Source organism: Paenibacillus sp. FSL W8-1187, from assembly GCF_037965485.1.
In the GTDB taxonomy this organism is placed as follows: Bacteria; Bacillota; Bacilli; order Paenibacillales; family Paenibacillaceae; genus Paenibacillus_O; species Paenibacillus_O pasadenensis.
The window spans coordinates 3,598,008-3,619,539 of record NZ_CP150181.1 but is presented as its reverse complement, the minus strand read 5'-3'; the positions used below and the strand labels follow the sequence as shown (position 1 = coordinate 3,619,539).

Here is a 21,532-nt window from a genome sequence, read left to right as displayed (position 1 = left end):
CGGGGCTCGGCAGGGGCTTCCCCTCCGAGCCCCGCAAGCCGTCCCTGCGCGCCGCATGGATGCGGCGAAAGACTCCGTTTCGAGCGCTGGCGAGCCGGCGCGCGGGACGGGGTTTTTCGCGCTTTTGCGCTTAAGGTTCCATTTTGCGCCTGCATCCTGTACTATGGTATAGTTTCGTAAGACAAGCAGGCTCTATAGCAAGGGAGACAAAGCGATGTTCGAACGGCTGGTGCCGCACATGCGCGTGAAATCTATATATGATATCGATCTGGATCTGCTCGCCCGCAAAGGCGTCAAGGGCATCATCACCGATCTCGACAACACCCTTGTCGGGTCGAAGATCGCGCTTGCTACGCCCGAGCTGATCGTTTGGCTCGACCGGGTGCGGGAGCTCGGCTTCCAGGTCGTCGTCGTGTCTAATAACCACGAGACCCGGGTGTCGCGCTTCGCGCTGCCGCTGTCGATCCCGTTCATCCATGCCGCCCGCAAGCCGTCGACGCGCGCCTTCCGCAAGGCGCTCGTCGTGCTCGGGCTCGAGGCGGAGCAGACGGTCGTCATCGGCGACCAGATGATGACCGACGTGCTCGGCGGCAAGCGGATGGGATTGTACACGATTCTCGTCTCCCCGATCGCGCCGCTGGACGAAGGCTTCGGCACCCGGATCAACCGGCTGCTGGAGCGGATCGCCCTGACGCGGCTGCGCCGCAAGGGCCTGTGGCAGGAGGAGGAAACAGGCAAGTGAGCAAGCAAGTGAAGCCGATAATAGGGAAAAATAAGGACAAGCCGTCCTGCGCCGGCTGCGGCGCCGAGCTGCAGACGCTGAGCAAGGACCGGCCGGGCTATGTGCCCGCCTCCGCGCTCGACGCGGATGGGGCGATCTGCCAGCGGTGCTTCCGCATCCGCAATTACAATGACGCGGTCCAGGTGTCGATGGACCACGACGAGTTCCTCCGGCTGCTCGGCGGCATCGCGTCCACCGACAGTCTCGTCGTGCATATCGTGGATCTGTTCGACTTCGAGGGCAGCCTGATCTCGGGCCTGCAGCGGTTCGTCGGCGCCAATCCGGTGCTGCTCGTCGTCAACAAGATCGACCTGCTGCCCAAGGGCACGAACTACAACCGCATCCGCAACTGGGTGCAGCGCCAGGCCAAGGCCCAAGGGCTGCGCACGGTCGACGTCGTCCTGTGCAGCGCCAAGAAGGGCATGGGCTTCGAGCGCGTCGTCGAGTCCGTGGAGCAGCTGCGCGGCCGCCGCGACGTCTATGTCGTCGGCGCGACCAACGTCGGCAAATCGACGCTCATCAACCGGCTCATCTCCGACTACAGCGACCTGGACCGCGAGCTGACCGTCTCGCGCTTCCCGGGCACGACGCTCGACGAGATTCGCATCCCGCTCGACGACGGCAAGGCGATCGTCGACACGCCGGGCATCGTCTACCCGTCGCGCCTGACAGAGCTCGTGCCGCGCGGCGTGCTCGGCGCGCTGCTGCCGGACAAGCCGATCAAGCCGCTCGTCTATCAGCTCGACGCGGGGCAGACGCTGTTTTTCGGCAGCCTCGTCCGCTTCGACTATACGCGCGGCTCGAATCTGAGCTTCACGCTCTACACGGCCAACGGGCTCAAGGTGCATCGCACGAAGCTTGAGCGCGCCGACGAGCTGTACGCCCAGCACAAGGGCGAGCTGCTCGCGCCGCCGACCGCGGCGGAGCTGGAGACGATGCCGGCCTGGACGCGCCATTCGCTGCGCGTTCCGCGCGGCAGCGAGTCCGATATCTTCATCTCCGGCCTCGGCTGGATCCGCGTCAACGGCACGAGCGGAGCCCAGATCGAAGTGTACGCGTCCAAGGGCGTCAAGGTGCTTGTCCGCGAAGCGCTCATCTAGAAGCTGCGCCACATCTCGCTACGGGAGGACTTACGATGCAGACCCGACTGGACGGCTCGGACCGGATCGCCGTCGACAGCTCGACGACGCTGTTCGGCGTCATCGGCGATCCGATCCGCCATTCCAAATCTCCGATCATGATGAACCGCGCCTTCCGCGAGACGGGCGTCAACGGCGTCTACGCGGCGTTCCATGTGACGGCGGACAAGCTCGGCGACTTCTGGCTCGGCGTCCGCGCGATGGGCATCCGCGGCGTCAACGTCACGATTCCGCATAAGCTGGACGTCATGCGCCATCTCGACTTCGTCGACGAAGGAGCGCGGCGGATCGGAGCGGTCAATACGGTCGTCAACAACGGCGGCATGCTGACCGGCTACAATACGGACGGCATCGGCTACGTGCGATCGCTCAAGGAAGAGGCGATGCCGGAGCTGAAGGGCAAGCGCATCGCCGTCATCGGCGCCGGCGGCGCGGCCCGCGGCATCCTGCACGCGCTGCTCGGCGAGGAGCCGGAGCGCGTGAGCGTGCTGAACCGTACGGAGTCGCGGGCCCGGGAGCTGGCGGACGCCATGTCCGACCGCGGAGAGGTCGAGGCGCTGGCCGCGGCCGGCACGGACGCCGACGAGGCGATCCGCCGCGCCGATCTGGTCGTCAATACGACGTCGATCGGCATGTACCCGTATGTGGCCGACATGCCGATCGACATCTCGCTGCTGCGGCCGGATGCCGTATGCAGCGATCTCATCTACAATCCGCTGGAGACGGCCTGGCTGGCCGGCGCGCGCGAGCGCGGCTGCCGCACGCACGGCGGACTCGGGATGTTCATCTACCAAGGCGCTTACGCCTTTGAATATTGGACGGGACTGCCGGCTCCCGCGCAGGCGATGCGCGAGACCGTGCTGCAAGCGCTGCAGGTCCCGGCCGCGACTTGAAATTCCCGCCTCGCAGCGGGACGAGACAGAGAGGAAATGTGACGTTCATGACATTGACCGGCAAGCAAAAGCGCCATCTGCGCGCGCTGGCCCACCACCTGACCCCGATCTTTCAGATCGGCAAGGGCGGCTACAACGAGCAGCTGGTGAAGCATATCGAGGAAGCGATCGAGAAGCGGGAGCTGCTCAAAGTGAACCTGCTCAACAACTGCGACGAGGATCCGCGCGAGGTCGGCGCCCAGCTGGCCTCAGGCTCCGGCTCGCATCTCGTGCAGGTGATCGGCAAGACGATCGTCCTGTACAAGGAGTCCAAGGACTACAAGACGATCGAGCTGCCGCGCTAGGAATTCGGCCCGCGATCGCGTAGAGGAGGAAGCCGATGCGCAAGATCGGACTGATGGGCGGCACGTTCGACCCGATCCATATCGGGCATCTCGTCGCCGCCGAGCGCTCCATGGAGGCATGCGGCCTGGACCAGGTCTGGTTCATCCCGAATGCCGGCCCGCCGCTCAAGGAGCGCGCGCCCGGGGCGTCCCCCGAGGAGCGGCTGCGCATGACGGAGCTCGCGACGGAGGGTCATCCGGCCTTCCGCGTGCTGGATCTGGAGTTGCGGCGCGGCGGCGTCAGCTATACCTACGATACGGTGGAGGAGCTGAGCTGGCTGGAGCCGGACGCGGAGTTCCACCTGATCGTCGGCACCGACCGCATTCGTGATCTGCCGCTCTGGCACCGGATCGGCGAGCTCGCGCAGCGCATCCGCTTCATCGGGGTCGACCGTCCCGAGGACGGCGGCCAGCCGGCGGACCCGGCGCTCATGCCGCCGCTGCCGGAATCTCTGCGCGAGCGCGTCATCCGCGTGCCGATGCCGCAGCTGGACATCTCGTCGACGGCGATCCGCACGCGGCTCGCCGCAGGTCTGTCCGCGCGCTATCTCGTGCCGGACGCCGTGCTGAGCCATCTGACCGCAAAGGGGCTGTACCGCCATGATGGATAAGGAGCGTATGATCGAGACAATCCGCTCCGGCATGCCGGAGCGCCGCTGGCTGCATGTGCAGGGCGTCATCGAGACGTCGATCGTGCTGGCGCGGCGCTTCGGCGCCGATCCCGCCCAGGCCGAGCTGGCCGCCATCCTGCATGATCTGGCCAAGTATTGGCCAGTCGACCGGATGGAGGCCTACATCCGCGAGGAAGGCGTCGATCTGGACGTGCTCGGCTACGACAAGGAGCTGTGGCATGCTCCGGCCGGCGCCTATGCGGCGGCCAAGGACTTCGGCGTGACCGACGCGGAGGTGCTGGACGCCGTGCGCTGGCATACGTCCGGCCGCGAGTCCATGACGCTGCTCGACCGGGTCGTCTGCCTCGCGGACTATATGGAGCCGAGCCGCGAGTTTCCCGGCGTCGACCGCATCCGCGAGCTCGCCCAGACCGATCTGGACGGCGCGCTGACGGCCGGCTTCGATTCCACGATCCGCTTCCTGCTCGACAAAGGCAAGCGCATCTATCCGCTTACTGTAACGGCCCGCAACGGCCTGATCCGCAACACCACTACCACTTAAGCCCAAGGAGGCAACGGAATGGCCCTGAATTCCGAACAACTGCTGCAAGCGGCCGTCGAGGCGGCCGAAGATAAAAAAGCCGGCAACGTCGTCGCTCTGAACCTCAAGGAAATCTCGCTCGTCGCCGATTATTTCGTCATCTGCCACGGCAACTCCGATACGCAGGTGCAGGCGATCGCGACCGAGATCCGCAAGCGCGCCCAGGAGGGCGGCGTGACGATCCGCGGCATCGAGGGCATGGACACGGCCCGCTGGGTGCTGATCGACCTCGGCGACGTCGTCGTGCATGTGTTCCACCGCGACGAGCGGGATTATTACAGCCTGGAAAGGCTCTGGTCCGACGCCAAGGTCGTGGAGTTCGCATGACGACCTACGCCGGATCGACGATGAAGCTGAGGGTGGCGCGCGAAGTGTCGCCCTTCGGCTATTTTTTGTCTCTGGGCGACGATGAGGACACGGAGGTGCTGCTGCACTACTCCGAGACGAACGGCGTCAAGGTCAAGGAAGGCATGGAGGTCGAGGCATTCCTGTTCCACGATACGGACGACCGCCTTTCCGCTACGCTCAAAAAGCCGCTTATCCGGCTCGGCGAGCTGAAGCGCCTCGCTGTCGCGGACATCCATCCGCGGCTCGGCTGCTTCCTCGAGATCGGGCTCGGCCGCCAGCTGCTGCTGCCGATCTCGGAGCTGCCGGAGCTGATCGACCTGCGTCCGCTGCCGGGGGACGAGGTGTTCGTGACGCTGACGCATGACAAGAGCGGCCGCCTGCTCGCCAAGCTCGCCCGCGAGGAGGACCTGGCCAAGCATGTGTTCCCGGCTCCCGCCACCTGGAAAAACGAGTGGAAAGAGGGCTGGGTGAGCCGCACGCTGCAGATGGGCTCGTTCGTCGTGCTCGACGGCGGCGTCGTCGGCTTCGGCGCGTACGGCATGATTCCGGCGGCGGAGCGGCCGGAGCCGCTGCGCCTCGGCCAGCGCGTGAGCGCGCGCGTCACGTTCGTGCGCGAGGACGGCCGCGTCAACCTGTCGATGGGCAAGCTCAAGCAGGTCGGCCGGATCGAGGACGCCGACCGGCTGCTTGCTTTTCTCAAGGAGCGTCCGGGCGGCGCGATGCCGTATTCCGACGAGACGCCGGCGGAGCTCATCAAGAACAAGTTCGGCATCAGCAAGTCGGCGTTCAAGCGGGCGGTCGGCAAGCTGATGCGCGACGGGATCGTCCGCCAGGAGGGCAACTGGACGAAGCTGCTGACCGAAGAGGAAGCGGCGGCGTTCAAGGCCAAGGCGGATGCGGTTAAGGCGGATGCGGCGAAGGCCGGAGCGGCCAAAACCGATGCGGCGAAGGCGGAGTCGGCGAAGGCCGGGGCGGCGCCAAAGCAGCCTGCCGCCACGGAACGCGCAGCCAAAGAGCCGGCGTCCAGGGAACCGGTGAAAAAGGCGCCGCAGAAAAAGCCTTTCCCGGGTCCGAACCGCGGCCGCTAGCCAGGAAGGAGATGCGAACGCGATGAGAGCGTACCGTCAATTCGCCGGCGTCTACGACCGGCTCATGGAGGACATGCCGTATCCGGACTGGATCCGCTTCATGCGGGAGTGCTGGGACCGCTACGGCATCCCGGAAACGGTGGCCGATCTCGGCTGCGGCACCGGCAGCCTGGCGATTCCGCTGGCGAAGTCCGGCTTCACCGTGTACGGCATCGACCTGTCGGCCGACATGCTGGCGATCGCCCGCAGCAAGTGGGACGAGACGCCGCAGCAGGCGATCCGTCCGCGCGCGGGCTCGGTCCGCTGGCTGCAGCAGGACATGCGCGACTGGGAGCTGCCGCAGCCGGTCGACGCGGCGATCAGCTTCTGTGACTGCCTCAACTACCTGACAGAGGAAGAAGACGTCGAGGCGGCGTTCCGCGCAGCCTATCGGGGACTGAAGCCGGGAGGCGCGCTGCTGTTCGACGTTCATGCGCCGCTCACGCTGCGCCGCTACGCCGAGGAGCAGCCGTTCACGCTCGACGAGCGCGACGTCGGCTACATCTGGACGTCCGAGCTTGACGACGAGCGCGTCGAGATCCGCCATCATCTTACGATTTTCGCGCGCGACGAGTCCGACCGCGAAGGCCGGTTCGTGCGCTTCGAGGAAGTGCATCAGCAGCGCGCCTACGACCCGGACTGGATCGCCTCCGCGCTGCGCGCCGCCGGCTTCTCCCGCGTCGACCGCTACGCGGACTTCCGCCTGCACGAGCCGACGGAGCAGTCGGAGCGGCTGTTTTTCGCGGCCGTGAAGTAGATATTCACAAAGCCTCCAGCTTATCGGCGTTGGAGGTTTTTTTGTCAAGCGGGATGTGACTAATCATACGATTTTGAATCGTTAAAATAAGTGGGGAGATGCGACGATGGACAAGCCGCTTAGGCTCGCAGCTCCATGCCTGGAGCTGCGGGAAGAGTACGAGTCGTATTACCGGGAATGGCTGGAGAGCGGGGAGACGTTCGTGCCCTGGGTTACGGAGAGGAAGCCGGAGCCGTTCGAGGAGATGCTGGCCTGGCTGGAGGAACGGGGGCTGGAGGACAAGCAGCCGCCCGGCTGGGTGCCGGACTCGACGTTCTGGCTGACGGACGGCGCAGGACGCGTGCTCGGCGCGGCCAACCTCCGGCATCGCCTGACGCCGGGCTTGCTGGCGGCGGGCGGGCATGTCGGCTACGGCATCCGGCCGTCGGAGCGGGGAAAAGGCTACGCAAAAGCGCTGCTCAAGCTGACGCTGGAGCAGGCGGCCGCGCTCGGCGTCGAGCGGGCGCTGCTCGTCTGCGACCGGAGCAACGAGGCGTCCGCCCGCGTCATCCTTGCCTGCGGCGGCGTCGAGGACGAGCCGCATGAAGAAGCGGACGGCAACGTCGTGCGCCGCTTCTGGATCGGCTTGCCTTCCGCGCGGTAAGCACTTCGCTGCATTTCGACGAATTGTCGCAAAAAACGCGGCGGCCGCTCCCGGAATCGTCCGGGCCTGCGGCCGCCGCGTTTTTTTGCGTGCGTGGGTCAAAGGTCAAGGATTGGTCGTCCAGATGCCGGCCGTCTTGATGAAGACGCGGTCCGGCAGCTTGAGCGTGGCGACGATCAGCTCGGCGACGTCCTCCGGCTGAAGGATGCCCTCGTCGTGCCCGCCGCCCTTGAGCAGGCCGTTGGCCGAGGCGAGCGGGGTGTTGACTGTGCTCGGCGTCAGCGCCGTCACGCGGATGTTCGACTTGCGCACCTCCTGCATGAGCGCTTCGGTGAAGCCCATGACGCCGAACTTGGAGGCGTTGTACGCGGAGCCGGTGGCGAAGCCGCGCTCGCCCGCCGTCGAGGCGACGTTGATGATCGAGCCGTACTGGCGCTCCAGCATGAACGGCAGCACGGCATGCGTCACATAGTAGGTGCCGAACAGGTTAATGCGCACGATGCGCTCCCACTCGGCCGGTTCCATGTCGGCGACCTTGCCGAAGCTGGCGACGCCGGCGTTGTTGAGCAGGATGTCGACTCGTCCGAGCTCCTGGGCGAGCCCCTGCGCGGCCTCGGCGGCCTGGGCGGCGTCCGCGATGTCGGCGACGGCGTAATGGACGTCGACGCCGTGGCGGTCCGACAGCTCCTTGGCGAGCGCGGCGAGCTCGGTCTCCGTGCGCGAGATGAGGCCGAGGCTGACGCCCTCGCGGGCGAGCGCTTCGGCGGCGGCGCGGCCGATGCCTTTGCCGGCGCCGGTGATGATGGCGGTCTTTTTCTTGAGCTCCATGAATGATCTCTCCTTTGGTCTCGGATGGATAGGTCAGGTCCTAGTATATCGGATGGAGCCGCCCTGCGCCAAACGGCGCTCCGGACTAGCTGGAACGAAGCCTGGAATATGCGCTGAAGGCGCTTCGAGCTGCCCGGGCAACCGCGCAGAGCGGGCCTCCAGCTTGACACGCCCTCCAACGATCCACTATAATCGAGGTTAATTCGCTATAATTGGCGTTGATGAGGAGCAGTAGGCTCCGCAGCGGAATTCAGAGATCCGGAGAAGTGGTGCGAGCCGGAGCCGCAGCGTGCCGAATCTCGCCTCGGAGCCGCAAGGTCATCCCCGCGCGCGGGAGCAGCCTTGCCGACCGGCCCGCGTTAAGGGCGTCAAGAGGGGGCGGACCGGGCCATCGGCCGGACGTCAACTAGGGTGGTACCGCGGGAATTCAAACCTCTCGTCCCTAGCGTTCAGCGCTGGGGGCGAGAGGTTTTTTTGCATGTCCGCACCGCTTCAACTCGAACAGGAGGCCATAACGATGAGTCAAGACCGCAACCACAGCCAGGGCTACAACCCCCAGCAGCTGGAGCCGAAATGGCAGCAGTACTGGGATGAGCATAAGACGTTCGCCACGACCGAGGAGCCGGGCAAGCCGAAGTTCTACGCGCTCGACATGTTCCCGTATCCGTCCGGCGCCGGCCTGCATGTCGGCCATCCCGAGGGCTACACGGCGACCGACATCGTCTCCCGCTACAAGCGGATGAAAGGCTATAACGTGCTGCATCCGATGGGCTGGGACGCGTTCGGCCTGCCGGCGGAGCAGCATGCGCTCGACACGGGCGAGCATCCGCGCGACATCACGGTCAAGAACATCAACAACTTCCGCCGCCAGATCAAGTCGCTCGGCTTCTCCTACGACTGGGACCGCGAGATCAGCACGACCGATCCGGACTACTACAAGTGGACGCAGTGGATCTTCATCCAGCTGTACAAGAAGGGCCTCGCCTATGTCGCCGAGATCCCGGTCAACTGGTGCGAGGCGCTCGGCACGGTGCTGGCCAACGAGGAGGTCATCAACGGCTTGTCGGAGCGCGGCAACCATCCGGTCGTGCGCAAGCCGATGCGCCAGTGGGTGCTGAAGATCACCGAGTACGCCGAGCGGCTGCTCGAGGATCTGGAGGAGCTCGACTGGTCGGAGAGCATCAAGGACATGCAGCGCAACTGGATCGGCAAGTCCGTCGGCGCGGAGGTCGCGTTCGCGGTGGACGGCTCGGACGCCGAGATCCACGTGTTCACGACGCGTCCGGACACGCTGTTCGGCGCGACGTACTGCGTGCTGGCGCCGGAGCATGAGCTCGTCGACGTCATCGCCAGCGAGGAGCAGCGCGCCGCCGTGGCGGCCTACCGCGAGGCGGCCGCCCGCAAGAGCGATCTGGAGCGGACCGACCTGGCGAAGGAAAAGTCCGGCGTATTCACCGGCGCGTACGCGATCAATCCGGTGAGCGGCGCGAAGGTGCCGGTCTGGATCGCCGACTACGTGCTCGCCGGCTACGGCACGGGCGCGATCATGGCGGTGCCGGGCCACGACCAGCGCGACTGGGAGTTCGCCAAGCAGTTCGGCCTGCCGATCGTCGAGGTCGTGCAGGGCGGCGATATCGAGCAGGAGGCTTTTGCCGGCGACGGCCCGCATGTGAACTCGGAGTTCCTGGACGGCAAGTCCAACGCCGAGGCGATCGCCGCGATGATCGCACGCCTCGAGGAGACCGGCAAGGGCCGCGGCAAGACGACGTACCGGCTGCGAGACTGGCTGTTCAGCCGCCAGCGCTACTGGGGCGAGCCGATCCCGATCCTCCATCTGGAGGACGGCAGCATGAAGCCGGTGCCGGAGGACCAGCTGCCGCTGCTGCTGCCGGATGTCGACGCGATCAAGCCGTCGGGCACGGGCGAGTCGCCGCTGGCGAACGTGACGGACTGGGTCAACACGACCGATCCGGAGACCGGCCTGCCGGCTCGCCGCGAGACGAACACGATGCCGCAGTGGGCCGGCAGCTGCTGGTACTACCTGCGCTTCATCGACCCGCACAACGACAAGGAGCTCGTCTCCAAGGAGAAGCAGCGCGAGTGGATGCCGGTCGACCTGTATATCGGCGGCGCGGAGCATGCGGTGCTCCACCTGCTGTACGCGCGCTTCTGGCATAAGGTGCTGTACGACATCGGCGCCGTCGACACCAAGGAGCCTTTCCACAAGCTGGTCAACCAGGGCATGATCCTCGGCACGAACAACGAGAAGATGTCCAAGTCGCGCGGCAACGTCATCAACCCGGACGACATCGTCAGCCAGTACGGCGCCGACACGCTGCGCCTGTACGAGATGTTCATGGGGCCGCTGGAGGCGACCAAGCCGTGGAACGAGAGCGGCGTCGAGGGCATGCACCGCTTCCTGAGCCGCGTCTGGCGCCTGTTCGTGGGCGAGGGCGGCGAGCTGAACCCGCGCATCACGGAAGAGGCCGGCAGCGACGCGTACAACCGCGTCTGGCACCGCTCGATCAAGAAGGTGTCGGACGACTTCGAGAACCTGCGCTTCAACACGGCGATCAGCCAGCTGATGATCTGGGTCAACGAGGCGTACAAGGCGGAGACGCTGCCGCGCCGGTCGATGGAGAACTTCGTGCAGCTGCTGTCGCCGCTCGCCCCGCATATCGCGGAGGAGCTGTGGGAAAAGCTCGGCCGCGAAGGCTCGATCAGCTACGTCGCCTGGCCGGAGTTCGACGAGCAGTGGACGGTCGACCAGGAGGTCGAGATCGTCGTGCAGGTGAACGGCAAGATCGCCGAGCGCGTCTCGATCGCCGCCGATATGGATACGGCCGAGATGGAGCGCGTCGCCAAGGAGCTGCCGCGCGTGGCGGAGCTGATCGCCGGCAAGACGGTGCGCAAGGTCGTCGCCGTCAAGGGCAAGCTCGTCAACATCGTGGCGAACTGAATCGGCTGGGGCTTGGAGCGTTTCACCCTCATGGAGAAAGAAAGGCCCGTCGTCCAGTTGGACGACGGGCCTTTTTCTAACTCGATATCAGTTTGTTGACGAAAGGGAAGCTTCAATCTTAAGAATGGCTTTGTTCATTTGGTGTTCATTAGCTAAAACGGATTCACTGTCTACGGCATCAACACCACGATAGACATATTTGGTATTCTGATAAAAATCAAAAGCAAAGGAATCTAACGGCAGATTCTCGGCGTCATCCATGAAACGTTCTAGGACGACTGCTCGGAATATATTTGATAACATATATTCATCATCATCTTTCTTGGTCAGATAGGTCTTGTCTGAATATTCCTGTAAAATAAATCCAGAAAATTCGAGCAGTTCATCTTGAGTAGGCTTATATGTACGGGCCAATGCCTCGGCCGCGTCAGCTCGTTCTGTTTTTGTTCCTGAGATATCAGCGATTTGGAATAGTTCATCCTTCCAGTTCGCAGCTGTCTCTACATTAGGAGTCGAAGCTGGCTTTGCTTCGGTCTTTTCAGGAATAGGGGAAGCAGTTTCTTCTTTTGGCGTAGAGACTGAATCGTCTGACGGTTCAGGACTTTCCATGACGGCAGGAACAAGAGAATCCTGGGACGCGACTTTTGGTTGAGACTCGGGAATCATGATTGTACTAATAAAGAAGACAATGAATCCAGAAGCAGCGAAAATCAAATGCTTCTTAAAAGTAGAGCTTTTGCGAACTTTCCCTACAATCCCCATTGTCAAAAAGACAATGAAAGAAATGAAACCGACAATCATCAGTAAAACCGACATCGTTTAACTTCCCTTCGAATGTTTTGTAATAATATTACTTCATTTGTCGAATTAGGTCTATAGAATCATGTACATAGAACTATATATCCTTATTAAAATAAATCTTTATTATTATAAGAGTAAAAAATGCTGATGGAATGTATTGATTTTTTGTGTCAGAAATACATCATAAGGGCTGAATTATGCTATGATGAAAAAAAAGCCCCCGAGGGGGCTTGATCTTTCCTGAGGAAAGCATCCCGGAGAGGTGAACGGACCCTGAGTCCGCTTCTTATGAAGCGGTCAGGGACCGTTCACCTCTTCGCCGTATAGGGCGGCTTGCACCTTCTCGAGATCCTCGCGGTACTTGTCATGCGTCGTGCGGATCAGCTTCTGGAACACGCCGTCGGTTTCCTGGCGCAGCAGCTGCAGCCCCTGCTGGGTGATGCCGCCCGGCACGGAGACGCGCTGGATCAGCTCCTTCGGCGTCATGCCGCCTTCGGTGAGCAGCTTGCCGGTGCCGAGCAGCATGGCGCTCGTAATGGCGACCGCCTCGTCGGGGTCGATGCCGGTCACTTCGACCGCGGCGTCGACGAGCCGCTGCGCGAGGAACGCCATGAACGCCGGCCCGCAGCTGGACAGGTCGGACACGACGCGCGTGTACTGCTCGTCGATGAGCAGCGGCTCGCTGATATGGGAGAGCAGTCCTTCGAGCAGGCAGCAGTCGGGCACGGTCATGCGGCTGCCGAACATGCAGAGCGAGACGCCGCTCAGGACGCCGCTCGTAATGCTGGGAATGACTTTGGCGATGCGGCAGGGGAGCTGGTCCTCGAGCTGCTGGATGAGGATCGGGCTCGTGATCGAGACGACGATCTGATCCTCCCGCGCCCACGGGCGCAGCTCCTGCAGCACCGTCTTGAATTCGGACGGCTTGATGCAGAGGAACGCGCAGTCGCATTGCAGGATCAAGTCGCGGTTGCTCGCGGCGGCGGTCATGCCGGGATAGGCGGCGGCGAGCCGCTCCGCTTTGGCTTGGGTGCGGTTGGCGACGACGACATCGGATGCCTCAAGGGCTCCCGAACGGACTAAGGCGTCCACGAGCAGGCTGCCCATGCTGCCGGTACCGATGAAACCCACCTTCATGAATGAATCCCTCCTAGCGGGCTGAGGCGCGCTCTGTACCGGCCTGGCTTGGCAGGGCGCCTCGCATGGAACCGGCTGGGAAATTGCCGCTTGCGCGGGAATTCCGCCGATTCCGTCAGGCCATCCGGGAGCCGCTGGGCGGACGGATGGCGAATCGCTATTACTGTATGCGGCGAGGCCCGGCCAACATGTCGAAACGAACGTCGGATTTTGGAAAAACATGAAAACAAGGAAGGATGAGGGGCATGGACGATCGGATGAAAGGGAGGCAAGGGTGGAAGAAGGCGGGCATCGGCGTGCTGGCGGCGACGGGCTGTCTGCTGCTCGCGCTCGGCCTGCAGCCGGCTCGGGAGGCGGAGCCGTCCGGCTGGATCCGGCTGGACGCCGCCGCAGGGGATTCGGCGGCGCTGACGGCCGCTGCGGGGGAGAGCGGGCAGGAAGCGAAGAGCGGGCAGGCGGGAACGAGTGACGGGGGCGGTGCCGGGAGCGGGAAAACAGGAATTGGTGACGGGGACAATGCCGGGAGCGGGAAAACGAAGGATGGAGCGGGGAGCAGCCAGCAGGAGCAGGCTGCATCCGGAACGGAGCGAGGCGCGGATCAGAGCGCTTCGAGCGGCGCGGTCTCTGCAGCGGGGCAGGGCGGAACGGCGGGAGCGGCCGGCGGAGCCGCGGGTGCAGGAGCGGGAAGCGGAGCGGCAGGAGCAGGTGCAGGGGCGGGAGGTGGAGGCGAGGGAACGGGGGGCGGAGCGGCAGGAGCAAGTGAGGGAACGGGAGGCGGAGCGGCGGGCGCAGGCGAGGGGGCGGCCGCTGATTCCGGCAGCGGCCAAGGAGGCGCGTCCGCGCCTGCCGGCGGCTATGCGGCGGACGGCCGCCTCGACCTGAACCGGGCGACGGCCGAGGAGCTGGACGGCTTGCCCGGCGTCGGTCCCGCCAAAGCGAAGGCGATCGTGGACGACCGCGAGCGCAACGGACCTTTTGCCAGCGTGGAGGATGTCGAGCGGGTCAAGGGGATCGGCCCGAAGCTGCTCGAGAAGTGGAAAAATCTTGTTGTGGTCTCCCATCGGATGTGAGAAGATGGACAGGACGAAACCAATTAATCTTACCGATATAGGAGGAGAATGAATATGGCAGAACAACGCAAGCCGGCCCCGGAAACGCTGGCCGTACACGGCGGGCAGGAAATCGATCCGACGACGCAGTCCCGCGCGGTGCCGATCTACCAGACGACGTCCTACGGCTTCGAGAGCACGGAGCATGCCGCAGACCTGTTCGGTCTCAAGCAGTTCGGCAACATCTACACGCGCATCATGAACCCGACGAGCGACGTGTTCGAGAAGCGCGTCGCCGCCCTCGAAGGCGGCGCGGCCGCGCTTGCGGTCGCCTCGGGCTCCTCCGCGATCACGTTCTCCATCCTCAACATCGCCTCCGCGGGCGACGAGATCGTCAGCTCCTCCAGCCTGTACGGCGGCACGTACAACCTGTTCGCGCACACGCTGCCGAAGCTCGGCATCACGGTCAAGTTCGTCGACAGCTCCGATCCGGAAAACTTCCGCGCCGCGATCACGGACAAGACGAAGGCCGTCTTCGGCGAGACGATCGGCAACCCGCGCGGGGACGTGCTGGATATCGAGGCGGTCGCCGCGATCGCGCATGAGAACGGCATCCCGCTCATCGTGGACAACACGTTCCCGAGCCCGTACCTGCTCCGTCCGATCGACTTCGGCGCCGACATCGTCGTGCACTCCGCGACCAAGTTCATCGGCGGCCACGGCACGTCGATCGGCGGCATCATCGTCGACAGCGGCAAGTTCGACTGGACGCAGAACGACAAGTTCCCGGGCCTGACGCAGCCGGATCCGAGCTACCACGGCCTCGTGTACACCGATGCGGTCGGCCCGATCGCCTACATCATCAAAGCCCGCGTGCAGCTGCTGCGCGACATCGGCGCGGCGATTTCTCCTTTCAACTCCTTCCTGCTGCTGCAAGGACTGGAGACGCTCCACCTGCGGCTGGAGCGGCACAGCACGAACGCGCTCGCGGTCGCGCGCTGGCTTGAGGGGAACGACGCCGTCGCCTCCGTCAGCTACGCCGGCCTGGAGAGCCACCCGTCGCATGGGCTGGCGCAGAAGTACCTGCCGCGCGGCCAAGGCGCGATCCTGACGTTCGAGATCAAGGGCGGCGTCGAGGCCGGCAAGGCGCTCATCAATTCCGTCCAGCTGTTCTCGCATCTGGCCAACGTCGGCGATTCCAAGTCGCTCATCATCCATCCGGCGAGCACGACGCACCAGCAGCTGTCGCCGGACGAGCAGCTGAGCTCCGGCGTGACGCCAGGCCTGATCCGGCTGTCGGTCGGCACGGAGCATATCGACGACATCCTGCATGACCTGGAGCAGGCGATCCTGGCGAGCCAGGCCGTAGCGGCCGGATCGGCGAGCTGAAGGCGGCCGGCAGCCGTATGACTTTCCTTTCGAATCCGGTATAATGGCTTCAGACAGGATTCGACAGGGAGGAGGGGCTTCGATGCCCGATCGGATGCCAGGACAGCAAGAAGAGGTCCGCAAGGACTGGGATACGTATTTCATGGACATCGCCTATATGGTCTCGACCCGCTCCCGCTGCCCGCGGCGGCATGTCGGCGCGCTGCTCGTGCAGGGCAAGAAGCTGCTCGGCACGGCGTACAACGGCGCGCCGATGGGCGTCGCCGACTGCTCGGAGGCGGGCTGCATGATCGTCGAGGAGTGGGAGCAGCGCGAGGGCGTCGCCGGCGAGCCGGAGATGGTCAAGAAGCAGCGCTGCATCCGCACGATCCATGCCGAGCAGAACCTGCTGCTGTTCACCGACCGGATCGACCGCGAGGGCTCGACGGTGTACGTGACGGACCAGCCGTGCTGGACGTGCGCGAACATGCTCGCCAACAGCGGCATCGTGGAGATCGTGTTCCACCGGGGCTACCCGAAGGATGCGGCCAAGGTGGAGCATCTGATGGCGCAGAAGGGCATCGTGTTCCGCCGGCTGGACGGCTATGCGCCTCCTCCGCAGGCGGGCGCGGCGGTGGTCGACTGAGCAGCCGGACGGCTGCCGGGTGATGGAGGCGGCTGGAGCAAGGGCGGCTGCTTGGTGGATGAGGACGACTGGAGAAGATCGGCCGGAGCAGCGTCTGCTGGTTGGCAGAAGGCGGGCTGGAGAAGGACGGGCCAGAGCAGGCGAGTCTCTGGGACGAACTGGTTCGGGTGGCTCGGACGAGCACGGAAGTGGACGGACGAGCGACTCCTCGACGGAGCAGCCGGCTTGGAACGACCCGATAGGCGGCAAGGACGAGGTTGAAGAATGGTTGCAAGGAGGAAGCACCTCCTGGAGCATCGCGTGTTCGCGATGGCCAGGAGGTGCTTTTTTCGTTGCGAAAAGGGACTTTAGCGAGCGGCTCCAATGCCGAGCGGCGGAGTTGCGCGGAAAAACCGAGCAATGGGGTTCGAACAGGAGCCCTCGCGTCGGAGTTGCGCGGAAAAACCGAGCAACGGGGTTCGAACAGGAGCCCTCGCGTCGGAGCTGCGCGGAAAAACCGAGCAACTAGGCTCGAACAGGAGCCCTCGCGTCAGAGTTGCGCGGAAAAACCGAGCAACTAGGCTCGAACAGGGGCCTTCGCGGCGGAGCTGCGCGGAAAAACCGAGCAACGGGGCTCGAACAGGAGCCCTCGCGCCAGAGTTGCGCGGAAAAACCGAGCAACTGGGTTTGAACACGCGTTTCGCAGTGACGGGTGTTTCTAACGCCAACTGTATCCGTTAAGGAGATTCGCGATGAACCACGCTTGAATGGATATGAGGAGGTGAAGCCGGATGATCGAGCCTTCGATGCGGCAGCAGCGGGGAGTGGCGGCCGAGCCGCTCCGGCAAAGAGAAGGCTGGCCGATCGAGCCGCATCGGCGGATAAAAGGCTGGCTGGACGGGCGGCCGCTCGTGTGGGCGGCCGTCTGCTTCGTCGCGGGCAGCTCGGCGGCCGCGTATGCGTCCCCCGGCGGCATGCTCGCCGCCGGGCTCGGGCTCGGCCTGGTCCTGGCGGCGCTGGCGCTCGCCGGTCAGGCCAGGCCCGGGCTGGCCGCCGCTTGCCTGGCGGCCTATGCGCTTGCCGCAGGCGAGCGGCAGTGGGCGGAGGCGCGGTCCGTGACCGCGCTTGCCGCCGAATACGCCGCCGCCGCGGCGCAGCTGGAGCCGCCGGAGCTGCGCGCCGAGGCGGCCGGGACGATCGCGTCGCCGATCCGGATCGACGGCGACGTGGCGCAGCTGCGCGTGGAGGCGCATCGCCTCCGCGCGGGGGACGCGCAGCAGGCGGCGCCGCTGCGCGAGACTTTGCTCGTGCGCGTGAAGCTGCTGCACGAGCACGAGCTTGCCGCCGCCCGAAGCTGGCGGCGCGGGGACAGCGTGCGGCTGCGCGGCACGCTGGAGGTGCCGGCTCCGCCGGCCAATCGCGGCGGCTTCGACTACCGCCGCTACCTGCGCAGCCAGGGCATCGCCTGGCTGCTGCAGGTGCAGGGCGCGGACGCGGTCGAAGCCGCGCCCGGCCGCCCCTGGAGCGCCGCCGCGCTGCTCGGCCGCATGGACGCGGCCCGCGCGTCGCTCGGCGGCGCGCTGGCTCGGCTGTATCCGGCGGACCAGGCCGGATACATGCAGGCGCTCGTCCTCGGCGACCAGGACGAGACGGACCCGGAGCTGTACCGCCGCTTCGCCCGGCTCGGCCTGACGCACATCATGGCCGTATCGGGCATGCATGTGGCGGTCATGCTCGGCTTGCTCGGCGGCATGCTGCGCCTGCTCCGGCTGTCGCGAGAGCGCATCCTGCTGCTGCTCATGCTCGCCGTGCCGCCCTATGTGCTGCTGACCGGCGCGTCGCCGTCGATCCTGCGCGCCGGCTTGATGGCGCTGCTCGGCCTCGCCGCCGCCCGCGCCGGCAAGCTCAAGGACGGGCTGCATCTGCTGGCCGCCTCCGCGGTGCTGCTGCTTCTTTGGGAGCCGCGGCTGATCGAAAGCGTCAGCTTCCAGCTCAGCTACATCGTCACCGCCGGGCTCATCCTCGGCGTGCCGGCCGCGCAGCGCGTCTGGCCCCGTCCGCGCGGCCGGTCGCGCTTCGTCTACGATGCCGTCGTCGTCACGATCGTCGCGCAGGCGGCTTCCTTTCCCGTGACGATCTTCTATTTCAACCAGCTCCATCTGCTGTCGCTGCCCGCCAACCTGCTGCTCGTGCCGTTCATCAGCTTCCTCATCATGCCGGCCGGCGCGGCGGCGATGCTGCTTGATCCGCTGTGGCCGGGGCTCGCGCAATGGATCGCGTCCGCTTCCGCTGTCGGCAACGAATGGACGTTCCGGCTCATCTCCGGGATGGGCGGCTGGCGGCCGGGAGCGACGGTGTGGGCGACGCCTCCGCTCTGGTGGATCGGCGCCTACTACGGGGCGGCGTTCGGGCTGCTGCTGGGCCTGGCTCGTTGGAAAGCACTCCGGCAAAACGAAGCGGCCGCCGCCGCCGAGGCCGGGGAAGACGACACGCAGCCGCTTGGCGTCCTGGCGACGGCAGCGCCAGCGAGAGCGGCCTCCGCTGGAGGACTCGGCCCGCGAATGCATCGCCTCGAGGCTGTTCTCGCCTATGCGCGAAGCCGCTCGCCCCGTCTCCGCTCGCTCGCAGCAGCGGCCGCAGCGGGAGCGGCGCTGCTCCTCCTGCTGCTGCATGCCGCCCATCCGGACTGGAGCGGGCGCTCCGCGACCGTGTCCTTTCTGAACGTCGGCCAAGGCGATTCGATCCTGATCCGCACCGCTTCGGGCAAAACGATGCTGATCGACGGCGGCGGGACGATCTCATTTCAAAAGGAAGCCTGGCGCGAAAGGCGCGATCCATATGAGATCGGCCGCAAGCTGCTCGTGCCGCTGCTGATGAAGCGCGGCGTCGACCGCATCGACCTGCTCGTCGCGACGCATCTCGACCAGGATCATATCGGCGGCCTGGAGGCCGTCGTCGACAGCCTGCCCGTGCGGCGGCTGCTTTGGAACGGCAGCCTCGACGCCGCAGGCGAGCCGCCGCCGTTTCTGCGAAAGGCGATGGAGCTCCGCATCCCGCTCTACGGCGCTCAGAGCGGACAGTCCTGGCAGCTCGACGGCGAGACGAGGCTGGACATGCTGTGGCCGGACGAGCAGGATGCCCTGCAGCCGCAGGAGGAGCAGAACGAGCGCAGCGTCGTGCTGCTGCTGACGATTTCGGGGCGGACGTTCCTGCTGACAGGCGATCTCGGCAGCGTCAGCGAGCCAAACGTGCTCGCAGAGGCGCGAGAGCACGGGCTCGCAGGCCCGATCGACGTGCTCAAGGCGGGGCATCACGGCAGCAAGCATTCCACGTCGCCGGCTTGGCTGGCCGCTTGGCGTCCGTCGATGGCGGTGCTGTCCGCGGGCCTCGGCAACCGGTACGGCCATCCGGCGGAAGAGGTGCTGGAGCGGCTTAGGCGCGCCGGCTCGCAGCCGCTGCGCACGGACCACAGCGGGGAGATCGAGTTTCGGATCCATCGAGACGGAGAGATGGAGATGAGGCTGCTGCGGGACGAAGGGGAGGCGATAGGGCAGCGGAGCTGAAATGCTTGATCTCATCCAAGAGGGAGCAAATCCAAGCAACAATCGGGCTGTAAGCCATCAGTAAATGGATGTAACTTTCTTTAGTGATTAACGGATTTAAAAAAAGCGTCTGAATGGTTAAGCTGTTGTAATAATACACCGATAATTGCCTAAAGGCTGTGCATGCATAGGAGGGAATAAATATGAAAACCGTAGGCGTTGATATTGCTGGGGCAAAGAATACATGGATGGCTTTGATTGATCTTGATTCACAGTCGAATGAATTTGATGAAGAATACCCTAAAATGCAGACACTAGAAGAGATTGTAGTTTATTGTTTAGATCCTAAAAACGATGTGAAAAATATCGTGATAGACGCGCCGCTCTCGTATGCTATTGACGAAGAAAATGGGATGAGAGATTGTGAGCTCTTGTTGCGAGAAGCTCTTTTTTGCAATGGATATAAACGCGAGTATGTGGCTTCAAGCAATTCACTGCAAGGGGTGGCCATTCGAGGATACCGTCTTGCTGAAGAGCTCCGGCAATGCGGATTTAACGGGGACATTCTTGAAATTATCCCCCGCTACTGCCTGGCCCAATTCGCTACCGCATCTGGTAACAGCCAGTTGATCCAAGCCATTAAGTCCTACAAGGTACTGTCAAAGAAAGACAAGCAGGGAAATGAAATCATTGATAAAAGTTCCGTCATATTAAAACGAAAATGGATATGGGATGAATGGCGGAGCTTTTATTTTGGCGCCCGCGAAGATGGATTTCTGCTTGGAAAGTTTGAAGGCTCCAATCAAGACGGCATCATAGATGCTTTTATCTGCGCGACAATTGGATACTTGCTTCATAACCAACCATCATCACTACGATTGGTTCCACACAAACCGAATCATCCTGAAAAAAGGAGAGGCTTTGTTGCTGGTATTCATGTTCTAGGGGAGGGACACTTTTGATCGGTCGTGTCAGTCGAGGTGAAAAGGATGCACGGTATTGGTTTGATCAAGGTTTTACAATGAAAGAAGCTGCAAATTATTTGAATATGTCACTATATAAAATTTGAAAACTAATTCGCGAAGATTGCATCGCCTATTCAAAAATTAGCTCAGGGGTTACCTTTCATAAGCGAATACTGGATTCGTGGTCTAATGATGAAGATGATATTGAAACAGATCATCGAGTAGCATTATATGAGCACTCTGAACGCTATCCAGTACTATTGCCTGCAAATCTAAAGGCACCCTTTGAGTCCGTTGTCCAATATATCGACGGGCAAAAAGTGACCATTGATGGGGACAAAACAACCAAGAAATGAGTATACCTCAAAAGTACATTGAAACGCATTGTGCTCTTGAACCGGAGCTTTAACGCATAAAGTCTTTGAGCCGAACGTTAAGCTAATATTTGAACGATAGAATCCAAAGAACCATCCGAATCCGGAATGGCTCTTTTAATGGTTAAAATATTTTGCAGGTACCACCCAAGCGTCGGCCAAAAAGGAAGATTTTTTTTGTACATCCGATAGACCATGGACCAGCTTTTCCTGCCCGTGGATTTGTCCGAGGACACCCCCGAAAATTACCTCGTTCGTGTCGTGAATTTTGCAAATGCCTATCCAGGTGAAGGCCGAGGCATGCGAAATGGCCAGTTCAAGCCGGGCTACAACGTTCAGATCGGTACGGAAAAGCAGTTCATTCTCACACCTTGCACCAGAGTCCGACGGAAACGAGATGCTTGAAACTTCATCTGGAGCAGGTTAAAGCTACGCTCGGCACCCTGCCGAAAACGCTCATCCGGTTACGGCGGAGAAGAGAACTACGCCTGGTTGGCAGCGCGATGACCTCAAACGCCGGGACATGGAACAGCTGGTCCAGACTCGTCAAATTCTCTGCAATGAGAATTATAGTTCAAAATAAAACCGAATTTGAATATGA

At 63.3% G+C, this 21,532-nt stretch carries 19 protein-coding genes; 16 read left to right on the top strand and 3 right to left on the bottom strand.

Annotated features, from left to right (window positions below; translation table 11 throughout):
- Nucleotides 1-214 precede the first annotated feature (214 nt).
- The 10 genes from NYE40_RS15725 (at nt 215) to NYE40_RS15680 (ending at nt 7,283) form a co-directional block, all read left to right on the top strand.
- Nucleotides 215-742, top strand: a complete 528-nt coding sequence (locus NYE40_RS15725) for a YqeG family HAD IIIA-type phosphatase (RefSeq protein ID WP_028597159.1) — start codon at nt 215-217, stop codon at nt 740-742.
- Nucleotides 743-762: 20 nt separating this feature from the next.
- Nucleotides 763-1,881 carry a ribosome biogenesis GTPase YqeH gene (yqeH, locus tag NYE40_RS15720; RefSeq protein WP_043110816.1) on the top strand — a complete coding sequence of 373 codons (1,119 nt, stop codon included), beginning with the start codon at nt 763-765 and terminating at the stop codon, nt 1,879-1,881.
- 35 nt (nt 1,882-1,916) lie between these two features.
- Nucleotides 1,917-2,813: a shikimate dehydrogenase gene (aroE, locus tag NYE40_RS15715; RefSeq protein ID WP_043110745.1), complete on the top strand. Its 897-nt coding sequence runs from the start codon at nt 1,917-1,919 to the stop codon at nt 2,811-2,813.
- 47 nt (nt 2,814-2,860) lie between these two features.
- Nucleotides 2,861-3,157, top strand: coding sequence for a ribosome assembly RNA-binding protein YhbY (gene yhbY, locus NYE40_RS15710; protein ID WP_043110744.1), 297 nt, complete (start codon nt 2,861-2,863; stop codon nt 3,155-3,157).
- A gap of 35 nt (nt 3,158-3,192) precedes the next feature.
- On the top strand, nt 3,193-3,807 hold the full coding sequence (gene nadD / locus NYE40_RS15705; RefSeq protein WP_028597155.1) for a nicotinate-nucleotide adenylyltransferase: 615 nt from the start codon (nt 3,193-3,195) through the stop codon (nt 3,805-3,807).
- On the top strand, nt 3,800-4,369 hold the full coding sequence (yqeK, locus tag NYE40_RS15700) for a bis(5'-nucleosyl)-tetraphosphatase (symmetrical) YqeK (RefSeq protein WP_028597154.1): 570 nt from the start codon (nt 3,800-3,802) through the stop codon (nt 4,367-4,369). The genes nadD and yqeK overlap by 8 nt, the downstream gene beginning before the upstream one ends.
- An 18-nt stretch (nt 4,370-4,387) precedes the next feature.
- Nucleotides 4,388-4,735, top strand: a complete 348-nt coding sequence (gene rsfS / locus NYE40_RS15695) for a ribosome silencing factor (RefSeq protein ID WP_028597153.1) — start codon at nt 4,388-4,390, stop codon at nt 4,733-4,735.
- On the top strand, nt 4,732-5,844 hold the full coding sequence (locus NYE40_RS15690) for a S1-like domain-containing RNA-binding protein (protein WP_084136474.1): 1,113 nt from the start codon (nt 4,732-4,734) through the stop codon (nt 5,842-5,844). Before rsfS ends, NYE40_RS15690 begins: the two co-directional genes overlap by 4 nt.
- A gap of 22 nt (nt 5,845-5,866) precedes the next feature.
- Nucleotides 5,867-6,640, top strand: a complete 774-nt coding sequence (locus NYE40_RS15685) for a class I SAM-dependent methyltransferase (RefSeq protein WP_028597152.1) — start codon at nt 5,867-5,869, stop codon at nt 6,638-6,640.
- Nucleotides 6,641-6,746: 106 nt separating this feature from the next.
- Complete coding sequence (locus NYE40_RS15680; protein ID WP_043110743.1) at nt 6,747-7,283, top strand: GNAT family N-acetyltransferase; 537 nt, start codon at nt 6,747-6,749, stop codon at nt 7,281-7,283.
- A gap of 105 nt (nt 7,284-7,388) precedes the next feature.
- Here NYE40_RS15680 and NYE40_RS15675 read toward each other — a convergent pair whose 3' ends face one another.
- Nucleotides 7,389-8,111 (bottom strand): 3-ketoacyl-ACP reductase, encoded by a 723-nt coding sequence (locus NYE40_RS15675; RefSeq protein WP_028597150.1) that lies wholly within the window; start codon nt 8,109-8,111, stop codon nt 7,389-7,391.
- Between the two features lie 517 nt (nt 8,112-8,628).
- Here NYE40_RS15675 and leuS point away from each other — a divergent pair.
- Nucleotides 8,629-11,070, top strand: coding sequence for a leucine--tRNA ligase (gene leuS, locus NYE40_RS15670; protein WP_101807822.1), 2,442 nt, complete (start codon nt 8,629-8,631; stop codon nt 11,068-11,070).
- Between the two features lie 87 nt (nt 11,071-11,157).
- On the opposite strand, the gene NYE40_RS15665 is transcribed toward leuS, so the two are convergent.
- The gene (locus NYE40_RS15665) at nt 11,158-11,886 is read right to left on the bottom strand and encodes a hypothetical protein (RefSeq protein ID WP_101807821.1); all 729 of its coding nucleotides are present in this window, start codon (nt 11,884-11,886) and stop codon (nt 11,158-11,160) included.
- 282 nt (nt 11,887-12,168) lie between these two features.
- A complete protein-coding gene (gene comER / locus NYE40_RS15660; protein ID WP_101807820.1) occupies nt 12,169-13,008 on the bottom strand; it encodes a late competence protein ComER in 840 nt (279 codons plus the stop codon).
- A gap of 245 nt (nt 13,009-13,253) precedes the next feature.
- Between comER and NYE40_RS15655 the strand changes: the two genes are divergently transcribed.
- From NYE40_RS15655 to NYE40_RS15635, 5 genes are all read left to right on the top strand, one after another.
- Nucleotides 13,254-14,078: a ComEA family DNA-binding protein gene (locus tag NYE40_RS15655; protein WP_219623307.1), complete on the top strand. Its 825-nt coding sequence runs from the start codon at nt 13,254-13,256 to the stop codon at nt 14,076-14,078.
- Nucleotides 14,079-14,132: 54 nt separating this feature from the next.
- Entirely contained in the window at nt 14,133-15,446 is a 1,314-nt protein-coding gene (locus tag NYE40_RS15650; protein WP_028597146.1) for a homocysteine synthase, read from the top strand.
- Nucleotides 15,447-15,528: 82 nt separating this feature from the next.
- The gene (locus NYE40_RS15645) at nt 15,529-16,071 is read left to right on the top strand and encodes a dCMP deaminase family protein (RefSeq protein ID WP_228551582.1); all 543 of its coding nucleotides are present in this window, start codon (nt 15,529-15,531) and stop codon (nt 16,069-16,071) included.
- Nucleotides 16,072-16,841: 770 nt separating this feature from the next.
- On the top strand, nt 16,842-19,613 hold the full coding sequence (locus NYE40_RS15640; RefSeq protein WP_153783877.1) for a ComEC/Rec2 family competence protein: 2,772 nt from the start codon (nt 16,842-16,844) through the stop codon (nt 19,611-19,613).
- Nucleotides 19,614-19,795: 182 nt separating this feature from the next.
- Nucleotides 19,796-20,554: a DUF429 domain-containing protein gene (locus tag NYE40_RS15635; protein ID WP_153783876.1), complete on the top strand. Its 759-nt coding sequence runs from the start codon at nt 19,796-19,798 to the stop codon at nt 20,552-20,554.
- The last annotated feature ends 978 nt before the right edge of the window (nt 20,555-21,532 follow it).